The sequence below is a fragment of the Streptomyces sp. NPDC005263 genome, assembly GCF_042872365.1.
Classification (GTDB): Bacteria; Actinomycetota; Actinomycetes; order Streptomycetales; family Streptomycetaceae; genus Streptomyces.
Genome location: NZ_JBIAKJ010000007.1, coordinates 1 through 17,048, shown reverse-complemented (window position 1 = coordinate 17,048; position 17,048 = coordinate 1). Strand labels below are relative to the sequence as shown.

Sequence of the window (17,048 nt, the reverse complement as noted above, 5' to 3'; positions counted from 1 at the left end):
ACACCTTGATCCACTTTCGAGTGAACATCCTTGCTGTAAACGCGAGTTGCGCGGGCCTGTGCCTACCTTCCGAAGCGGAGGTGATGCTCGATGTACGAGCAGAACAACACACCGCCGGACCAGCCGGCGGAGCGGAAGCAGGACGCGATCGACATCAACGACTTCGTGTTCGCGGCCACGGGGGCGCGGGTGCGGAGGATGACCTTGCCGGATGGGACGCACTGGTTTCCGGCAGTGGACGTGGCCACTGAACTCGGCTACACGAACACCCGGGATGCACTGCGTCACGGCGTCGCGCAAGAACACACAGCATCTCTTGACGATCTTGCACGAACCGTCGACAGGATCGACGGTTCGAGCAAGATTGCAGGTCACGGGCTCAAGAAGCACATGAAGTTGGTCAACCTTCGCGGCCTCATCCAGCTCGTCAACGGCTGCACGAAGCCGGAGTCCCAGCCCTTCAAGGCATGGGTCTCCGACGTCATCACCACCGTCCAGCGCGAAGGCACCTACTCCCTGGAGCCGGCCCCCGTACCCCTCCCCGCCACCGGCGGCACCGCTTACCTGATGCCCCAGCAGGTCGCCGACGCCATCATGCGACTCGAAGATCGCAATTTGGCGGCGGACGAGATGCTGGCGGCCTCCGCCGGGGAGCGCAATGATCTGCTCCGGCAGATCAGCCTCAGTCAGGACAGAATCGCCGACGCGCTGCAGAGCCTCGCTCAGTCTCTCCACCGACGGCCCACCGAAAGCACCGGCTCCACTCCGGAACCGAGGTTGACGGCCCAACAACTCCTCGCCGCCTGGAAGGCGAAGAACCTCGTCATCACCGACGACGTCCACTCGGTCGCGGCCTGCCTCGCCCCGGCGCTGGTACAGGGCGAGACCACTCCTCGCATCGAGGAGATCGCCAACCGCACGGGCCTGCCCCAAGACCGCGTCCACGACTGCCTGCGGATGCTGCTGAAGAGGGGGTGCATGCGACAGGTGGGATGCAGCCGGGAGGGAGCGCCGATCTACGTACTGCCGTAACGCCGTAAGGCCACCGGAGCGAGACAGGGCCCGAAGCCGCAAAACAAGGTTGCGGCTTCGGGCCCTGTCGTACCGTACCGGAGATCTACAGCCCGCCCTCGGTCATCCCGTGAACCGCCGGGATCGTCCCCAGCAGTCCCTTCTGGAAGTCGTCGAACGCCTGCTGGAGTTCGTCACGTGTGTTCATGACGAACGGGCCGTAGTGGGCCATCGGCTCACGGATCGGCCGGCCGCCGAGGAGGACGACCTCAAGGTCCGGGGTGTGGGAGTCCTGCTTCTCGTCCGCGCGGACGGTCAGCGAGGAACCGGCGCCGAAGACCGCGGTCTGCCCCAGGTGGATCGGACGTCGCTCCGCGCCCACCGCGCCCTTGCCCGCGAGCACGTACGCCAGACCGTTGAAGTCCTCGCGCCACGGCAGGGTGAGCTCCGCACCCGGCGCCAGCGTCGCGTGGACCATCGTGATCGGGGTGTGGGTGACACCGGGACCGTCGTGACCGTCCAGCTCGCCCGCGATGACGCGCAGGAGCGCGCCGCCGTCGGGGCTGGTGAGCAGCTGGACGTTGCCGCCGCGGATGTCCTGGTAGCGCGGGGGCATCATCTTGTCCTTGGCCGGCAGGTTCACCCACAGCTGGAGCCCGTGGAAGAGACCGCCGGACGTGACGAGGTGCTCCGGCGGGGCCTCGATGTGCAGCAGGCCCGAGCCGGCCGTCATCCACTGGGTGTCGCCGTTGGTGATGGTGCCGCCGCCACCCTGGCTGTCCTGGTGGTCGAAGATCCCGTCGATGATGTAGGTGACGGTCTCGAAGCCGCGGTGCGGATGCCACGGGGTGCCCTTCGGCTCCCCTGGCGCGTAGTCCACCTCGCCCATCTGGTCCATCATGATGAACGGGTCCAGGTGGCGATAGTTGATCCCGGCGAACGCCCGGCGCACCGGGAAGCCCTCACCTTCGAAACCGCTCGGCGCGGTCGTGACAGTGAGTACGGGACGGGCCACGGCGTCCGCGGGTGCGGCGACTCGCGGCAGCGTCAGCGGGTTCTCGACGGTCACTGCAGGCATGTCGGTACCTCCTTGTGCTCCGAGTTTAGTTGAGCGTTGAACTTTCTGCCACCCCTAACCGGCACAGCGGTGCAGGAATTCCCACCGGGTTCCGGGAGGGGGCGACGGACGCGGACAACGCCAGGAGGCCGGTGCCCCGCGCGGGGCACCGGCCTCCTGTGACCACTCAACCAGGCTCAGGCGATCAACTCGGCCTTCTTGGCCGAGCCTCAAGGGCGGCTACGCCGATGCCAGGGGCTTCTAGCCGTACATCCGCCGCATGGCGAACTCGACCATCTGCTCCACGGCCTTCGCGTCGAACACCATCCGGTGCTCGCCCTCCATGTCGAGGACGAAGCCGTACCCGGTCGGGAGCAGGTCGATCACCTCGGAGCCGGTGATCACGAAGTACTTGGACTCCTTGCCCGCGTACCGGCGCAGCTCCTTGAGGGAGGTGAACATCGGGATCACCGGCTGCTGGGTGTTGTGCAGGGCGAGGAAGCCGGGGTTGTCGCCGCGCGGACAGTAGACCTTCGAGGTCGCGAAGACCTGCTGGAAGTCCTCCGCGGTCACCTGGCCGGTGGTGAAGGCGCGCACCGCGTCGGCGAGCGAGGGCGGGGACGGCTCCGGGTAGGCCGGCGACTGCTGTCCGTAGCCGCCCGCGCCGGACATGGGCTGCTGCGGCGGGGCGTACTGCTGCTGAGCACCGACGTTCTGGTCGTAGCCGTACATGCGCGCAAGCGTACCGACTAGACCCTTCTCACACTTGGCCGGTTGGGGGTTGCTTCTTATTACCGACGGGTAGCATCATCGGAGCTACTTATTGGTACGTGAACTAGGTTGCGAGGAGTCAGTGCCTCGCCGATCCCTTACGGAGCCGTCGCCATGGGGCACTACAAGTCGAATCTCCGCGACATCGAGTTCAACCTCTTCGAGGTGCTCGGGCGCGACAAGCTGTACGGGACCGGCCCGTTCGCGGAGATGGACACGGACACCGCGAAGAGCATCCTGGAGGAGCTGACCCGCCTCTCGGAGAACGAGCTGGCGGAGTCCTTCACCGACGCCGACCGCAACCCGCCGGTCTTCGACCCGGAGACCAACACCGCACCCGTACCGGCGTCCTTCAAGAAGAGCTACCAGGCCTTCATGGACTCCGAGTACTGGCGCCTCGGCCTGCCCGAGGAGATCGGCGGCACGACCGCACCCCGCTCCCTGATCTGGGCCTACGCGGAGCTGATCCTCGGCGCCAACCCGGCCGTGTGGATGTACTCCTCCGGCCCCGCCTTCGCGGGCATCCTCTTCGACGAGGGCAACGACGTACAGAAGAAGATCGCGCAGATCGCCGTCGACAAGCAGTGGGGCTCGACGATGGTGCTCACCGAGCCCGACGCGGGTTCCGACGTGGGCGCCGGCCGCACCAAGGCGGTCCAGCAGGAGGACGGCTCCTGGCACATCGAGGGCGTGAAGCGGTTCATCACGTCCGGTGAGCACGACATGTCGGAGAACATCCTCCACTACGTGCTGGCCAGGCCGGAGGGTGCCGGACCCGGCACCAAGGGGCTCTCGCTCTTCCTGGTCCCCAAGTACCTCTTCGACTTCGAGACCGGCGAGCTCGGCGAGCGCAACGGCGCCTACGCCACCAATGTCGAGCACAAGATGGGCCTGAAGGCCTCCAACACCTGCGAGATGACCTTCGGCGACCGGCACCCCGCCAAGGGCTGGCTGATCGGCGACAAGCACGACGGCATCCGCCAGATGTTCCGGATCATCGAGTTCGCCCGGATGATGGTCGGCACGAAGGCGATCTCCACGCTGTCCACGGGCTACCTGAACGCGCTGGAGTACGCCAAGGAGCGTGTCCAGGGCCCCGACCTGGCGAACTTCATGGACAAGGCCGCGCCCAAGGTCACCATCACGCACCACCCCGACGTGCGCCGCTCGCTGATGACGCAGAAGGCGTACGCGGAGGGCATGCGCGCCCTGGTGATGTACACCGCCGCCGTCCAGGACGAGATCCAGGTCAAGGAGACGAACGGCGAGGACGCCGCCACCGAGCACGCCCTCAACGACCTCCTCCTGCCGATCGTGAAGGGCTACGGCTCCGAGAAGGCGTACGAGCTGCTCGCCCAGTCGCTGCAGACCTTCGGCGGCTCCGGCTTCCTGCAGGAGTACCCGATCGAGCAGTACATCCGCGACGCGAAGATCGACACCCTGTACGAGGGCACCACCGCGATCCAGGGCCAGGACTTCTTCTTCCGGAAGATCGTCCGGAACCAGGGCGCGGCCCTGAACTCCCTCGCCGAGGACATCAAGAAGTTCCTGGCGCTGGGCACCGGCGGCGAGGAGCTCTCCGCGGCCCGCGAGCACCTCGCCAAGGCGGCCGTGGAGCTGGAGGCGATCGTCGGTCTGATGCTGACCGACCTCGCGGCCACCGAGCAGGACGTCAAGAACATCTACAAGGTGGGCCTGAACACCACCCGCCTGCTGCTGGCCTCCGGTGACGTGGTCGTCGGCTACCTGCTCCTCAAGGGCGCCGCGATCGCCGCCGAGAAGCTGGAGACGGCCTCCACGAAGGCCGTGTCCGCCAAGGACGTGGCCTTCTACACCGGCAAGATCGCGGCGGCGAAGTTCTTCGCGGCCAACGTCCTGCCCGGCGTGACCCTGGCCCGCAAGATCGCCGAGGGTGTCGAGCTGGACCTGATGGAGCTGGACGAGGCCGCGTTCTAGGGGGTGTCCGCAAAGTCGCGTCGTCCGCCCGAAGGGCGGGCCCTGCGGCGTCCGGTGCGTGCTCTCGGCGTGCCGGGCGGACGCCCGCGTACTGGTCGTACTCGGGTGTTCGCCCGGTGCGGCGAGAGGGCGTGCCGGGCGTCGCAGGGCAGGCGGGACTTTGCGGACACCCCCTAGGCCGGTTCCAGGATCCGTCCACCGCCACACAGCCCCTACGAAGGCCCGCTCCCGCGCGATGGGGAGCGGGCCTTCGCCCGTCGTTAAGGTGAACCCATGACCGAACCCTCCCGCTTCGACCGCGGACTCACCGATGACCTGATGTCCTTCCTCGCGGCCAGCCCGTCGCCCTACCACGCGGTGGCGAACGCCGCCGCGCGGCTGGAGAAGGCCGGCTTCAGGCAGGTCTCGGAGACGGACGCCTGGGACGGGACGAGCGGCGGCAGGTACGTGCTGCGCGGCGGGGCGATCGTCGCCTGGTACGTCCCCGAGGGCGCCGCCGCGCACACCCCGTTCCGGATCGTCGGCGCGCACACCGACTCCCCCAACCTCCGGGTCAAGCCGCGACCGGACATGGGGGCGCAGGGCTGGCGGCAGGTGGCCGTGGAGATCTACGGCGGGCCGCTGCTGAACACCTGGCTCGACCGCGACCTGGGGCTGGCCGGCCGGCTGACCCTGCGGGACGGTTCGACGCGCCTGGTGAACGTCGACCGGCCGCTGCTGCGGGTGCCCCAACTCGCCATCCACCTGGACCGTTCCGTGTCGGCCGAGGGCCTCAAGCTGGACAAGCAGCGGCATCTGCAGCCCGTCTGGGGCCTGGGCGGCGATGTGCGCGACGGCGACCTGATCGCCTTCCTGGAGGAGGAGACCGGGCTCGGCGCGGGCGAGGTGACCGGCTGGGACCTGATGACCCACTCCGTGGAACCGCCGGCCTACCTCGGCCGCGACCAGGACCTGGTCGCCGGACCCCGTATGGACAACCTGCTGTCGGTGCACGCCGGGGTGACCGCGCTGGCGGCGCTGGCCGGGGACCTCGGCAACGACTCGGCGGCCGCGCGGCAGGGAGCCGGCCCGTACATCCCGGTGCTGGCCGCCTTCGACCACGAGGAGACCGGCTCGCAGTCGGACACCGGCGCGGACGGTCCGCTGCTCGGCGGTGTGCTGGAGCGTTCGGTGTTCGCGCGCGGAGGGTCGTACGAGGACCGGGCGCGGGCCTTCGCGGGCACCGTCTGCCTGTCCTCCGACACCGGCCACGCGGTGCACCCCAACTACGCGGAGCGGCACGACCCCACGCACCACCCGCGGGTCAACGGCGGTCCGATCCTCAAGGTCAACGTCAACAACCGCTACGCCACGGACGGTTCGGGCCGGGCGGTGTTCGCCGCCGCCTGCGAGAAGGCCGGCGTGCCGTTCCAGTCCTTCGTGTCCAACAACTCCATGCCCTGCGGCACCACGATCGGCCCGATCACCGCGGCCCGGCACGGCATCCACACCGTCGACATCGGTGTCGCCATCCTGTCCATGCACAGCGCCCGCGAGTTGTGCGGCGCCGACGACCCGTATCTGCTGGCGAACGCGCTGGTGGCGTTCCTGCGGGGATAGGGACCGCTCCGGAACGGCTCGGCGCTGCATGGGGGTTGACAACCGGGGTACCCGCAGTCATGGACCGGAACGACCGGACCGGACAGGGAGGCAACAGCCATGGGCCTCGGCGGATGCATCATCCTCATCGCCGTGGGAGCCATCCTCACGTTCGCGACCGACTGGGACATGCAGGGGGTAAACCTCGACCTGGTCGGCATCATCCTGATGATCGTGGGACTGATCGGCGTCTCGACGTTCAGCAGCATCGCGCGGCGCAGGCGGGTCGTGGCACCGCCCACGACCACGGTCGTCGAGGAACGGCACCACACCCGCGACGGATACAGCGACGGCTACGGCGTCTGACACGGCGTCTGACGGCGGCAGCCGCATGGTCGGAGACCGGATTTCGGGCACGGGCGGTTGTGGGCCGAAGTCCTTCCGGTCGCCGGCGTCTCGGTCACGAGCATTTCGGGCACGAGCATTTCGGACACAAGCACCGGAGCGGCACAGGACCCCCGGCACGGTATGCACAGGGTAAGAACCGACAACCTTGAGCATTCCGTGACCTGGGGTGTCTTGTGTGGTTGTGTGAGTGTCGTGAAAACTCTGGGTTCTGAAGCCCGGAGGTGGAGGCAGTACCGGGCCCTACCACTGCACCTCGGGGGGTCCACGTGCTCGACCTCGCTTCCCCTGCGGCGACCGCCCCGGCCGGCGACCCGTACCCACGCCGCCACGGCCGGCACGCCGCCCGCCGGGCCCACGCCGCCCCCGAGGCCCCCGGCCCCGTGCCGCGGCTCGCGGTGCTGATACCGGCCCACAACGAGCACGACCGCATCGCCGCCGCCATCCAGGGCCTGTGGGACCAGACCAGGCGCCCGGACCTCGTCGTGGTCGTCGCCGACAACTGCACCGACGACACCGCGGCGATCGCCGAGGCGTACAGCGCGCAGGTCTTCCACACGCACGGCAACACCCACAAAAAGGCCGGTGCTCTCAACCAGGCCATCGCCTGGCTCCTGCCCCACCTGGACGACCTGGACCTGCTGCTGGTGCAGGACGCCGACACCGTTCTCGACCCCACGTTCGCCGAGACCGCTCTCGCCACCGTCAACCGCAAGGTCGGCGCCGTCGGCGGCGTCTTCTACGGCGAGCCGGGCGGCGGCCTCCTCGGTCTGCTCCAACGCATGGAGTTCCACCGCTACGCCTGGGAACTGGAACGCACCGGCGGCAAGGCCCAGGTCCTCACCGGAACCGGGACCATGTTCCGCGCCCGGGTGCTGCGCGAGGTGCGCACCGCCCGGCGCGACGGGGTGATCGGCGGCGGCACGAGCTACTACAGCCTCGCCTCGCTCACCGAGGACGACGAGATGACCAAGGCCGTCAAGACCCTCGGCTACCGCACCATGTCACCGGCCGGCTGCGCGGTCACCACCGAGGTCATGCCCACCCTGGGCAAGCTGTGGCACCAGCGTATGCGCTGGCAGCGCGGCGCCCTGGAGAACCTGCGCGACTACGGCTGGACCCGGGTCACCGCCCGCTACTTCGTCCAGCAGTTCCTGATGGGCTTCGGCGCGCTGTCCTTCCTCGTCTACCTGACCTTCATGGCCACGTACACCACGTTGTACGGCTGGCCCGGCTTCTCCCCGTTCTGGACCGCGATCGGCCTGATCTTCCTGGTCGAGAAGACCGTCTCGGTGCGCCGCGCCGGCCCCCGGGCCGTCCTGGTGGCGGCGTTGATGATCCCGGAGATGCTCTACGACCTGTTCCAACACGCCGTCTACTTCTCCTCCCTGTGGGGTCTGCTGCGCCGCAGCGAGGAGAAGTGGGTGGCCACCTGAACCGCCCCCCACGCCGCAACGCACAACCCTCCTAGGAGAACGACCATGTACGGAAGAGTGATCGGCGCCGGTACCACGGGCGCGGGCGGTGCCACCCTCGCCGCCACCGGCATGTGGCTGAACAGCATGGCGCTGATGGTCACGGCCACCACGCTGGTGGCCGCGGGCTTCGCCCTGTACAAGCTGGCGCCGCGCCCGCGCCGGCGCTGACCACGACGCCCGAAAGGCGCCCGGGCCTTCCGCACCGAGGAGCCGGGCGCCGTGGCGTGCCGTCGGTGCCGGGTCGGCCGGCGCGTGGCCCCGTTGTCGCGTCCACGTGCTCCGGCGCGAGACCGGGCTCAGCCCGTCGGCCTACCGGCGGCGTTTCGGACCCGCCGCCGGGGAAGCGGTGACGGTATGAGATTCCTCGTACGCGACCGGCTCCTCGGCATCGGTGACGACTACTGGATCGAGGACGACCACGGCAACAAGGTCTTCCTCGTCGACGGCAAGGCCATGCGCCTGCGGGACACCTTCGAGCTGAAGGACACCCAGGGGCGGGTCCTCATCGACATCCACCAGAAGATGTTCGCGCTCCGGGACACGATGGTGATCGAACGGGACGGCGAACCGCTGGCCCGCATCAGGCGCAAACGACTGTCGCTGCTGCGCAACCACTACCGGGTGTCGCTGGCGGACGGCAGCACGGAACTCGACGTCAGCGGCAAGATCCTGGACCGCGAGTTCGCCGTCGAGTACGACGGTGAGCTGCTCGCCGTCATCTCCCGGCGGTGGCTGCACGTGCGGGAGACCTACGGCCTGGACGTCGTACGGGAGGACGCGGACCCGGCGCTGCTGATCGCGGTGGCGGTGTGCGTGATCCACCTGGCGGAGAAGGAGCGGGAGGGAGATGGGGACGAGGACTGAGCCGGGGCGGTCCTGCGTGGGGAGAGCTAGAGAACCCGGTCCTTGAGGGCGGGGAACTGCTCCCGGGTCGTCGCGACCTTCCCGGGGTCGAAGTCGACGGTGAGGATCTCCTCGTCCGGGCCCGCCTCCGCGAGGACCTCGCCCCAGGGATCGACCACGATCGAGTGACCGGCCTGCGGAACTCCCGCATGGGTCCCGGCCGTTCCACACGCGAGCACGAACGCCTGGTTCTCCACCGCCCGCGCCTGGGCCAGCAGCGTCCAGTGCGCCCGGCGGCGCTCCGGCCAGCCCGCCGGAATGACCAGGGTCTCGGCGCCGGCGTCGACGAGACCGCGGAAGAGTTCGGGGAAACGGAGGTCGTAGCAGGTGGCCACACCGAGGACGGTCTCCGGCAGACGGACCGTCACCAGGTCCCGGCCCGCGCCCATCAGCACGGCCTCGCCCTTGTCGAAGCCGAAGCGGTGGATCTTGCGGTAGGCGGCGGCCGGCTCACCGGAGGGTGAGAAGACGAGGGAGGTGTTGTAGAGGGAGCCGTCGGGGGCACGTTCGGGAATCGAGCCCGCGTGCAGCCACACACCCGCGTCGCTCGCCGCCTTGGCCATCGCCTCGTACGTCGGTCCTTCGAGGGGCTCGGCCTCGCGCCCGAAGTCCTCGTAGGCGAAGGCTCCGGTGGTCCACAGCTCCGGCAGTACGACGAGGTCCGCCCCGGCCTGGCCCCGGACCGACGCGGCCACCCGACGTCGTCGGGATTCCACCGATTCGCCCTCGCCCACGGCGATCTGGATCAGAGAGGCGCGCACACTACCACCGTCCTGGCGTTCAAGCCGTCCATACGGGCCTACGATCGTCACACGAAAGCACTGCCGGGGTGCCTCTTAGCAGCGTAACTTAGCGTTCCAAGACACCCGCCGACAGCCACCTCCCGCAGGCAACGCCGCCGCCACAACCGCCCGAGTACCGAACGCCGAGGGGTCCCGTTCCGTGAGTCTGCATCCCACTCTCCAGCCCTACGCCGACGCCTGGACCCACTCCATCGATGCGATATCCGAGCTGGTGCAGCCCCTCGTGGAGGGGGAGTGGAACCGGCGCACCCCGTGCCCCGGATGGTCGGTGCGTGACGTGGTCTCGCACGTCATCGGCCTGGACTGCGAGATGCTCGGCGACCCGCGTCCCATCCACTCGCTGCCCCGCGACCTGTTCCACGTCACCAACGAGCACCAGCGCTACATGGAGATGCAGGTCGACGTCCGCCGCCACCACACGGCGCCCGAGATGACCTCCGAGCTGGAGTACGTGATCATCCGGCGCAACCGCCAGCTGCGCAACGAGTCACGCGACCCCGGCACGAAGGTGCGCGGCCCGCTCAGCACGGAGCACACGCTCGAAGCGTCCATGCGCGCGCACGCGTTCCACGTGTGGGTGCACGAACAGGACCTGCGCACCGCCCTCGGCCGCCCCGGCAACCTCGACTCCCCCGGCGCGTACGTCGCCCGTGACGTGCTGCTCGACGAACTCCCCGAGGTCGTCGCGGTCAAGGCCGACGCCCCGCGCAGCTCGGCGATCGTCTTCGACGTGCACGGCCCCATCGAGTTCCTGCGCACGATCCGCGTCGACATCCAGGGCCGCGGCACCCTCGAATCCACCCCCGCTCTCGGCCCCGCCGCCACCCTCTCCCTCGACTGGGAGACGTACGTGCGTCTGGCCTGCGGGCGCGTGACCCCGGAACAGGTGAAGGACCGCCTGAAGACGGAGGGGGACCCCACCCTCACCGGGGCGATCCTGCGGAACTTCGCGGTGACTTCGTAGCGGCGGGCGGTCGGGCCGTCGGCGCCGCGCGGGTGGGCTCCGGTGGACGGTGCGGCCCGGGGGACGCGGGCGGCGCCCCGCGGTGCCGGTCCGCGCGAGACCTCCCACCAGCGCACCGGCCCGGGGGACTAGGCGGGGACGTGCACCGTCTCCACCCGGCTCGCGACCAACCGTTCCCGCTCCCGGCGCGCCGCCCGCTTGCGCAACCGCAGGATCTGGCTGACGCCCACCGCCTGCAGGACGAACACCACGGAGAACGCGACGCGGTAGTCGTCCCCGGTCGCGTCCAGCAGGACCCCGATCGCGAACAGCGTCGTCATCGAGGCGACGAAGCCGCCCATGTTCGTGATCCCGGACGCGGTCCCCTGCCGCTCCGGCGGATTCGCCGGCCGCGCGAAGTCGAACCCGAGCATCGACGCCGGTCCGCACGCCCCCAGCACCGCGCACAGCACCACCAGCAGCCACATCGGTGCCCGCCCACCGGGATACGTCAGCGTGAGGGCCCACATCAGCGCCGTCGCCGCCACGGTGCCCAGCGCCAGGGGCAGCCGCGCCTCGTGATGCCGGGCGACGACCTGCCCGTACACCAGCCCGACGACCATGTTGGACAGCACGACCAGGGTCAGCAGTTCGCCGGCCGTCGCCCGGGACAGTCCCTGCGCCTCGACCAGGAACGGCAGCCCCCACAGCAGCAGGAACACCATGGCCGGGAACTGGGTCGTGAAGTGCACCCACAACCCGAGCCGGGTCCCCGGCTCCCGCCAGGACGCGGCGATCTGCCGCCGGACGTACGCCGCGCCGTGGTGCGGGAACGGCTCCGGTTCGTGCCCCCGCGGATGGTCCTTGAGGAACAGAAGCACCAGCAGGAGTACGACGGCACCGGCGAGCGCGCTGCCCGCGAAGGCGGCCGTCCAGCCGATGCCGTGCAGCAGCCTGGCCAGGACCAGGGTGGAGACCAGGTTGCCCGCCATGCCGATCAGCCCGGCGAACTGCGCGACCATCGGTCCGCGCCGGGCCGGGAACCAGCGGCTGCCGAGACGCAGTACGGCGATGAAGGTCATCGCGTCTCCGCAGCCCAGCAGCCCACGCGAGGCGAGGGCCATCCCGTACGACGGGGAGAACGCGAACCCGAGCTGTCCGGCCGTGAAGAGCACGGCCCCCAGACTCAGCACCTTCTTCGTGCCGAGCCGGTCGACCAGCAGTCCGACGGGTATCTGCATGCCCGCGTAGACGAGGAGCTGGAGGATGGAGAAGGTCGACAGCGCGGAGGCGCCCACGTGGAAGCGGTCGGCCGCGTCGAGGCCGGCCACCCCCAGGGACGTACGGAAGATGACGGCGACGAAGTAGACGGAGACGCCGACGCCCCACACGGCCATCGCGCGGCGTCCGCCCGGCGGATCGCCCGGCAGCGAGACCGAGGCAGCCGAGGAGGAGCTCATCGGACCTCACCCCGGGCCAGGTGCGAGAACCAGCCGACGTGCCGTCGGACGAGGCCGACCGCGGCCTCCGCGTCGCCCGAGCGCAGCGCTTCGAGGATCTCCTCGTGCTCGACGAGGGTCTTGGCGATCCGCTCGGGGTTGGAGTGCATGAGGGCGACACCCATCCGCAACTGGCGGTCGCGGAGCTGGTCGTAGAGCCGGGAGAGGATCTCGTTGCCGCCGCTGCGGACGATCTCGGCGTGGAAGCAGCGGTCGGTGACGGCGGCCGCGGCCAGATCACCGGCGGCGGCCTGCTCCTTCTGCCTCGCCAGCAGTCCCTCCAGGCGCTCGATCAGCCCGGCGGGGGCCGGTACGGCCTTGCGGGCCGCGTGTTCCTCGACCAGGAGCCGGGTCTCGACCACGTCCGCGATCTCCTGGGCGGAGACCGGCAGGACGAGCGCCCCCTTTTTCGGATACAGCTTGATGAGTCCCTCGACCTCGAGCCGCAGCAGCGCCTCACGGACCGGCGTCCGGGAGACGCCGACGGCCTCCGCGAGTTCGCCCTCGGTGAGGAGGATGCCGCCTTCGTAACGACGGTCCAGGACACCCTGCTTGACGTGGGCGTAGACACGGTCGGCGGCGGGAGGTTGCTTCACGGCCAGGCTCATGCCGACATCATAGATACAACAGGTACCCATGGTGCGGGCCGGTCCGGCATACGGAACGGTAGTGATGCCTTCGCCACACGGACGGGGGATCTTCCGGCAAATAACCCCACCCCGGTCCAGCGGCCGCACAACCTTCTGTGCTACTTACGTGTCACACACCTGCGGCCCCACTTTCTTCGCACCATCTCAACCGGCCGCATCTCAGGGGCATTCGAGACAATCGGGGTATCTCAGTTGATAATCGGCATCAAGGACGGCTTCCAGGTTGTCCGCTTCCGCCGAGCCGCCGCCGTCGCCGTGACCGCCGGCGCCGTCCTGGCGACCGGAGCCCTCACCGCGGCGCCCGCGCAGGCCGTCACCGCGCCCACGATCGTCGCCAAGGGCGGCTACGTGATGAACAACGCGAACGGCGCGGGGCTGTACAGCAAGGCCGCGAACACCAAGCGCTCCACCGGCTCCACGACGAAGATCATGACCGCCAAGGTCGTGCTCGCGCAGTCGAACCTGAACCTGGACGCCAAGGTCACCATCCAGAAGGCCTACAGCGACTACATAGTGTCGAAGGGCGCCTCGTCGGCGCGTCTGATCGTCGGTGACAAGGTCACCGTGCGTCAGCTGCTGTACGGGCTGATGCTGCCGTCCGGCTGCGACGCCGCGTACGCGCTGGCCGACAAGTTCGGCTCGGGCTCGACGCGGGCGGCGCGCGTGAAGTCGTTCATCGGCAAGATGAACGCCAGCGCCAAGAGCCTCGGCCTGACGAACACGCACTTCGACTCGTTCGACGGCATCGGCAACGGCGCGAACTACTCGACGCCGAAGGACCTGACGAAGCTCGCCAGCAGCGCGATGAAGAGTTCCACGTTCCGCACGGTCGTGAAGACGAAGGCGTACACGGCGAAGACCATCACCAAGACGGGCAGCACCCGCACGATGGCCACCTGGAACAACACGAACACGCTGCTCAGCAACTACAGCGGCACGATCGGCGTGAAGACCGGTTCGGGTGACGAGGCCGGGTACTGCCTGGTCTTCGCCGCCACCCGCAACGGCAAGACGGTCTACGGCACCGTCCTCTCCTCCACCAGCGCCCCCCAGCGTGAGACGGACGCGAAGAAGCTCCTCAACTACGGCTTCGCCAAGCTCGCCTGACGCCACAGCGGGTAACACGGGTAACACATGGACAACGGGCCCCTCGCCGACGGCGGGGGGCCTTCACCATGTGGTCGTGACGATCCTCCCGCCGCCCCGCGCCCCGCTCTGCACGCCTCTCGACGACCCGCGTACGCACCCAGGAGGCGGACGATGACCGAGGCCTCGTATCTCGCCGCGGTGCGCACGTCCTACGACACCGTCGCCGACGCCTACACGGAACTGGTCAAGCGGCCCGCGGACCTGGACCCGTTGTCCCGCGCGCTGCTGGCCGCGTTCGCGGAGACCGTGCGGTCGGCGGGGATCGGGCCGGTGGCGGACCTGGGCTGCGGTCCCGGTCTCGTGACCGCGCACCTGGCCGAACTGGGCGTGCCGGCGTTCGGCGTCGACCTGTCCCCCAGGATGGTGGAGCTGGCCCGGCGCGCCCACCCCACCCTGACGTTCAGCGTCGGCTCGCTCACCGCCCTGGACATCGAGGACGACACCCTCGGCGGCATCCTGGCCTACTACTCCACCCACCACACCCCACCCGAGCTCCTGCCCCGCGTCTACGCCGAGTTCCACCGCGCCCTCGCCCCCGGCGGCCACCTGATGCTCGCCGGTTACGTGGGAGACGGCGAACAGCTGCGCCCCACGCAGGCTTACGGCGGCCTTCCGGTGTCGTACGAGTCCCACCTCGTGCCGATGGACCACCTCGCCGAACTCCTCGGCCGCACTGGACTGGTGGTCAGCGCGCGGATGGTGCAGGAACCTGCCCACGGGGTGAAGAGGCACATCGCCACCCTGCTGGCCCACAAGCCCGTCTGACGCCTTTCCGACCGACGCCCGCACCTGAAGGAGAAGCCTCCATGTCCCACCCGCCCGTGCCGCCCGTGCCGCCCGAGCCGCACGGTCAGCCACAGCAGCAGTCCGGGCCGTACGGGCAGCCGTACCCGCACCAACCCGGGCCGTACGGGCAGCAGATACCGCAGGGGGTGGGGTACGGCGCGCAGAATCCGTACGCGCAGCCCTACCCGCAACCTCCCCTTCAGGCCCCGGTACAGACTGGACCCGGTGGCCCGGGCGGCCCCGGCGGCCCCAGTGGCAAGCGGCGGCGTCTCGTTGTCGTGCTCGGGTCCGTGGTCGCAGCCCTCCTCGTGATCGGCGTCGGCGCGGTCGCCCTGCTGAGCGGTGACCAGGGTTCCGAGCGGGCCGACGGCAAGACGAAGGGCACGCCTCGTTCGGCTTCCCCGAAGCCCACCGGCACCAAGGGCACGGAACTGTTCCAGGTGGCCGCGCCCAAGGAGGGCGAGGACGAGTACGTGCAGACACCCGGCGCCTGGGTCACCTCCCGCTACTTCGCGTCCGGCGAGAAGAACGCCGTCACGGGATACGACCTGGCGACCGGCAGACGCGCCTGGACCATCCCCCTGTCCGGCGGCCTGTGCGGAGCCTCCCGCGACATCACCGGCAGCGGGCTGGTCGCCGTCGTCTTCCACGCGACGAAGGACACGCACAACAGCCTGTGCTCCCGGTTCGCGGTGATCGACGTGAACAAGGGCGCCACGGTGTGGGAGAAGCCGATCGTGGACAAGAGCATCAGCCTCGGTCTCGGCCTGAACGTCGCGATCAGCGACTCGGTCGCGGCGGCGGGCTGGCCCAGCGGATCGGCCGGGTTCACGACATCCGGCGGCGCCCCGCTCTGGGTCGCCCCGGCTCAGGGATGCGCCCAGGAGGAACACCTCGGCGGCCGGAAACTGCTCACTCTCGCGTACTGCCAGACCTCCGCGGGCATGCGTTTCCGGGTCGGCGAACACGACCCGCGGACCGGAAAGGCGACCTGGACCTACCAGGTGCCGAAGGCCAGGGGCGCCTGGCTCGTCTCCAGCGAACCGCTCGTGCTCGGCCTGGTGCAGAGCGAGGACGGCCTCGACGCCGAGCAACTCGTGACCGTCTCCGACCAGGGAAAGGTGGAGTCCACCGTCGAACTCGGGGACGACTACGTCGCCGGCTGCGGTGAGACCGGCGCCTGCGCCGCCACCGTCGTCGCGGGCAACACCGCCTACATCGGCACCGACCCGCACAGCTACACCACGGGCAACAAGATCACCGCCTTCGACCTGCGCACCGGCAAGCCCCTGCGGTCCTTCGACGCCACCGACAAGTCGACCTGGGTCCCGCTACGCGCCGACGGCAAGGCCCTCATCGCCCTCCAGACGGCCGAGCCCACGACGCCCGCCCGCGTCCTGCGCCTGGACCCCGGCACCAGCCAGGCCACCAAGCTGCTGGAGATGCCCAATGAACTGGCCGTCAACAGCATGCTGCACTCGATGATCAGCAAGGACGGCGAGGACCCGGCGCTGTACGAGGACGGCCAACTCTTTCTGCATGACGCCGGCGCCTACCAAGCGGCCGTCAACCCGATGACGCTGGCCTTCTCGAACCGGTGAAACCGTCCCGGTCGTCGTACACGCGCCGGTCGCGTCTCGCACCGGATTCGGTGATCCTTTCCCTCGCAATCGTGAACATCCCTGCATCGGCTGGCATATTCGATTTGCTCCGCTTTACGTTCCGCGGCGGAGGTGGTGCAGCAGGTTCTTGCGAGGAACCCCTGGGCTTCAGCTCTGGGAGGAATCGCATCCTCGTGGTCGCGGCGCGGAGCGCCGCAGTATCGCTCGCGCGTGCTGGCCGCGAAGCGGCCGAGTGTCGTGTCCGGCGGGGCCGGTGCTGCGTCCACTCGGTGGCGGGTTCACTCGGTCGGGTGGTGCGTGGTGAACGTACGGTGGGCGGTCGTACGCGCGTGTAGGTTTCGTGATCGTGAAGCTGGTGGTGCAGGTCAGGCTGCTGCCGACGCCCGTGCAGGCGGCGGCGCTGGAGGCGACCCTGCGCGCCTGCAACGAAGCGGCGA

The 17,048-nt window shown here is 69.3% G+C and carries 17 protein-coding genes; 12 read left to right on the top strand and 5 right to left on the bottom strand.

The window, feature by feature from the left end; all coding sequences use genetic code 11:
* The first annotated feature begins 90 nt into the window (after positions 1-90).
* A complete protein-coding gene (locus tag ACFYRY_RS28710) occupies positions 91-1,032 on the top strand; it encodes a Bro-N domain-containing protein (protein ID WP_389151712.1) in 942 nt (313 codons plus the stop codon).
* An 85-nt stretch (positions 1,033-1,117) separates the two neighbouring features.
* Here ACFYRY_RS28710 and ACFYRY_RS28705 read toward each other — a convergent pair whose 3' ends face one another.
* Together ACFYRY_RS28705 and ACFYRY_RS28700 are read right to left on the bottom strand one after the other, a co-directional pair.
* A complete protein-coding gene (locus ACFYRY_RS28705; RefSeq protein ID WP_389151710.1) occupies positions 1,118-2,089 on the bottom strand; it encodes a pirin family protein in 972 nt (323 codons plus the stop codon).
* Positions 2,090-2,329: 240 nt separating this feature from the next.
* Entirely contained in the window at positions 2,330-2,800 is a 471-nt protein-coding gene (locus ACFYRY_RS28700) for an SseB family protein (RefSeq protein ID WP_389151707.1), read from the bottom strand.
* Positions 2,801-2,953: 153 nt separating this feature from the next.
* On the opposite strand from ACFYRY_RS28700, the gene ACFYRY_RS28695 reads away from it, so the two are divergent.
* The 6 genes from ACFYRY_RS28695 (at position 2,954) to ACFYRY_RS28670 (ending at position 9,120) form a co-directional block, all read left to right on the top strand.
* Positions 2,954-4,795, top strand: coding sequence for an acyl-CoA dehydrogenase (locus tag ACFYRY_RS28695; RefSeq protein ID WP_389151704.1), 1,842 nt, complete (start codon positions 2,954-2,956; stop codon positions 4,793-4,795).
* Positions 4,796-5,068: 273 nt separating this feature from the next.
* On the top strand, positions 5,069-6,394 hold the full coding sequence (locus ACFYRY_RS28690; RefSeq protein ID WP_389151701.1) for a M18 family aminopeptidase: 1,326 nt from the start codon (positions 5,069-5,071) through the stop codon (positions 6,392-6,394).
* Between the two features lie 99 nt (positions 6,395-6,493).
* Positions 6,494-6,739: a DUF6458 family protein gene (locus tag ACFYRY_RS28685; RefSeq protein WP_356775742.1), complete on the top strand. Its 246-nt coding sequence runs from the start codon at positions 6,494-6,496 to the stop codon at positions 6,737-6,739.
* A gap of 422 nt (positions 6,740-7,161) precedes the next feature.
* Entirely contained in the window at positions 7,162-8,214 is a 1,053-nt protein-coding gene (locus ACFYRY_RS28680) for a glycosyltransferase (protein ID WP_389152948.1), read from the top strand.
* A 45-nt stretch (positions 8,215-8,259) separates the two neighbouring features.
* Positions 8,260-8,424, top strand: a complete 165-nt coding sequence (locus ACFYRY_RS28675) for a hypothetical protein (protein WP_389151699.1) — start codon at positions 8,260-8,262, stop codon at positions 8,422-8,424.
* Positions 8,425-8,610: 186 nt separating this feature from the next.
* Positions 8,611-9,120, top strand: coding sequence for an LURP-one-related/scramblase family protein (locus ACFYRY_RS28670; RefSeq protein WP_389151696.1), 510 nt, complete (start codon positions 8,611-8,613; stop codon positions 9,118-9,120).
* A 26-nt stretch (positions 9,121-9,146) separates the two neighbouring features.
* Here ACFYRY_RS28670 and ACFYRY_RS28665 read toward each other — a convergent pair whose 3' ends face one another.
* Positions 9,147-9,920, bottom strand: a complete 774-nt coding sequence (locus tag ACFYRY_RS28665; RefSeq protein WP_389151693.1) for a carbon-nitrogen family hydrolase — start codon at positions 9,918-9,920, stop codon at positions 9,147-9,149.
* 181 nt (positions 9,921-10,101) lie between these two features.
* Between ACFYRY_RS28665 and ACFYRY_RS28660 the strand changes: the two genes are divergently transcribed.
* A complete protein-coding gene (locus ACFYRY_RS28660; protein WP_389151690.1) occupies positions 10,102-10,926 on the top strand; it encodes a maleylpyruvate isomerase family mycothiol-dependent enzyme in 825 nt (274 codons plus the stop codon).
* 128 nt (positions 10,927-11,054) lie between these two features.
* Here ACFYRY_RS28660 and ACFYRY_RS28655 read toward each other — a convergent pair whose 3' ends face one another.
* Positions 11,055-12,365 carry a nitrate/nitrite transporter gene (locus ACFYRY_RS28655; protein ID WP_389151687.1) on the bottom strand — a complete coding sequence of 437 codons (1,311 nt, stop codon included), beginning with the start codon at positions 12,363-12,365 and terminating at the stop codon, positions 11,055-11,057.
* Entirely contained in the window at positions 12,362-13,012 is a 651-nt protein-coding gene (locus ACFYRY_RS28650; protein ID WP_389151684.1) for a GntR family transcriptional regulator, read from the bottom strand. The genes ACFYRY_RS28655 and ACFYRY_RS28650 overlap by 4 nt, the downstream gene beginning before the upstream one ends.
* A 246-nt stretch (positions 13,013-13,258) precedes the next feature.
* Here ACFYRY_RS28650 and ACFYRY_RS28645 point away from each other — a divergent pair, with 246 nt between their 5' ends.
* From ACFYRY_RS28645 to ACFYRY_RS28630, 4 genes are all read left to right on the top strand, one after another.
* The gene (locus ACFYRY_RS28645; protein WP_389152945.1) at positions 13,259-14,161 is read left to right on the top strand and encodes a D-alanyl-D-alanine carboxypeptidase family protein; all 903 of its coding nucleotides are present in this window, start codon (positions 13,259-13,261) and stop codon (positions 14,159-14,161) included.
* 153 nt (positions 14,162-14,314) lie between these two features.
* Positions 14,315-14,968 carry a class I SAM-dependent methyltransferase gene (locus ACFYRY_RS28640; RefSeq protein ID WP_389151681.1) on the top strand — a complete coding sequence of 218 codons (654 nt, stop codon included), beginning with the start codon at positions 14,315-14,317 and terminating at the stop codon, positions 14,966-14,968.
* A gap of 41 nt (positions 14,969-15,009) precedes the next feature.
* Complete coding sequence (locus ACFYRY_RS28635) at positions 15,010-16,590, top strand: PQQ-binding-like beta-propeller repeat protein (RefSeq protein WP_389151677.1); 1,581 nt, start codon at positions 15,010-15,012, stop codon at positions 16,588-16,590.
* Positions 16,591-16,957: 367 nt separating this feature from the next.
* Positions 16,958-17,048 (top strand): helix-turn-helix domain-containing protein (locus ACFYRY_RS28630; RefSeq protein ID WP_389152943.1); only part of this gene is annotated, 91 nt, incomplete at its 3' end.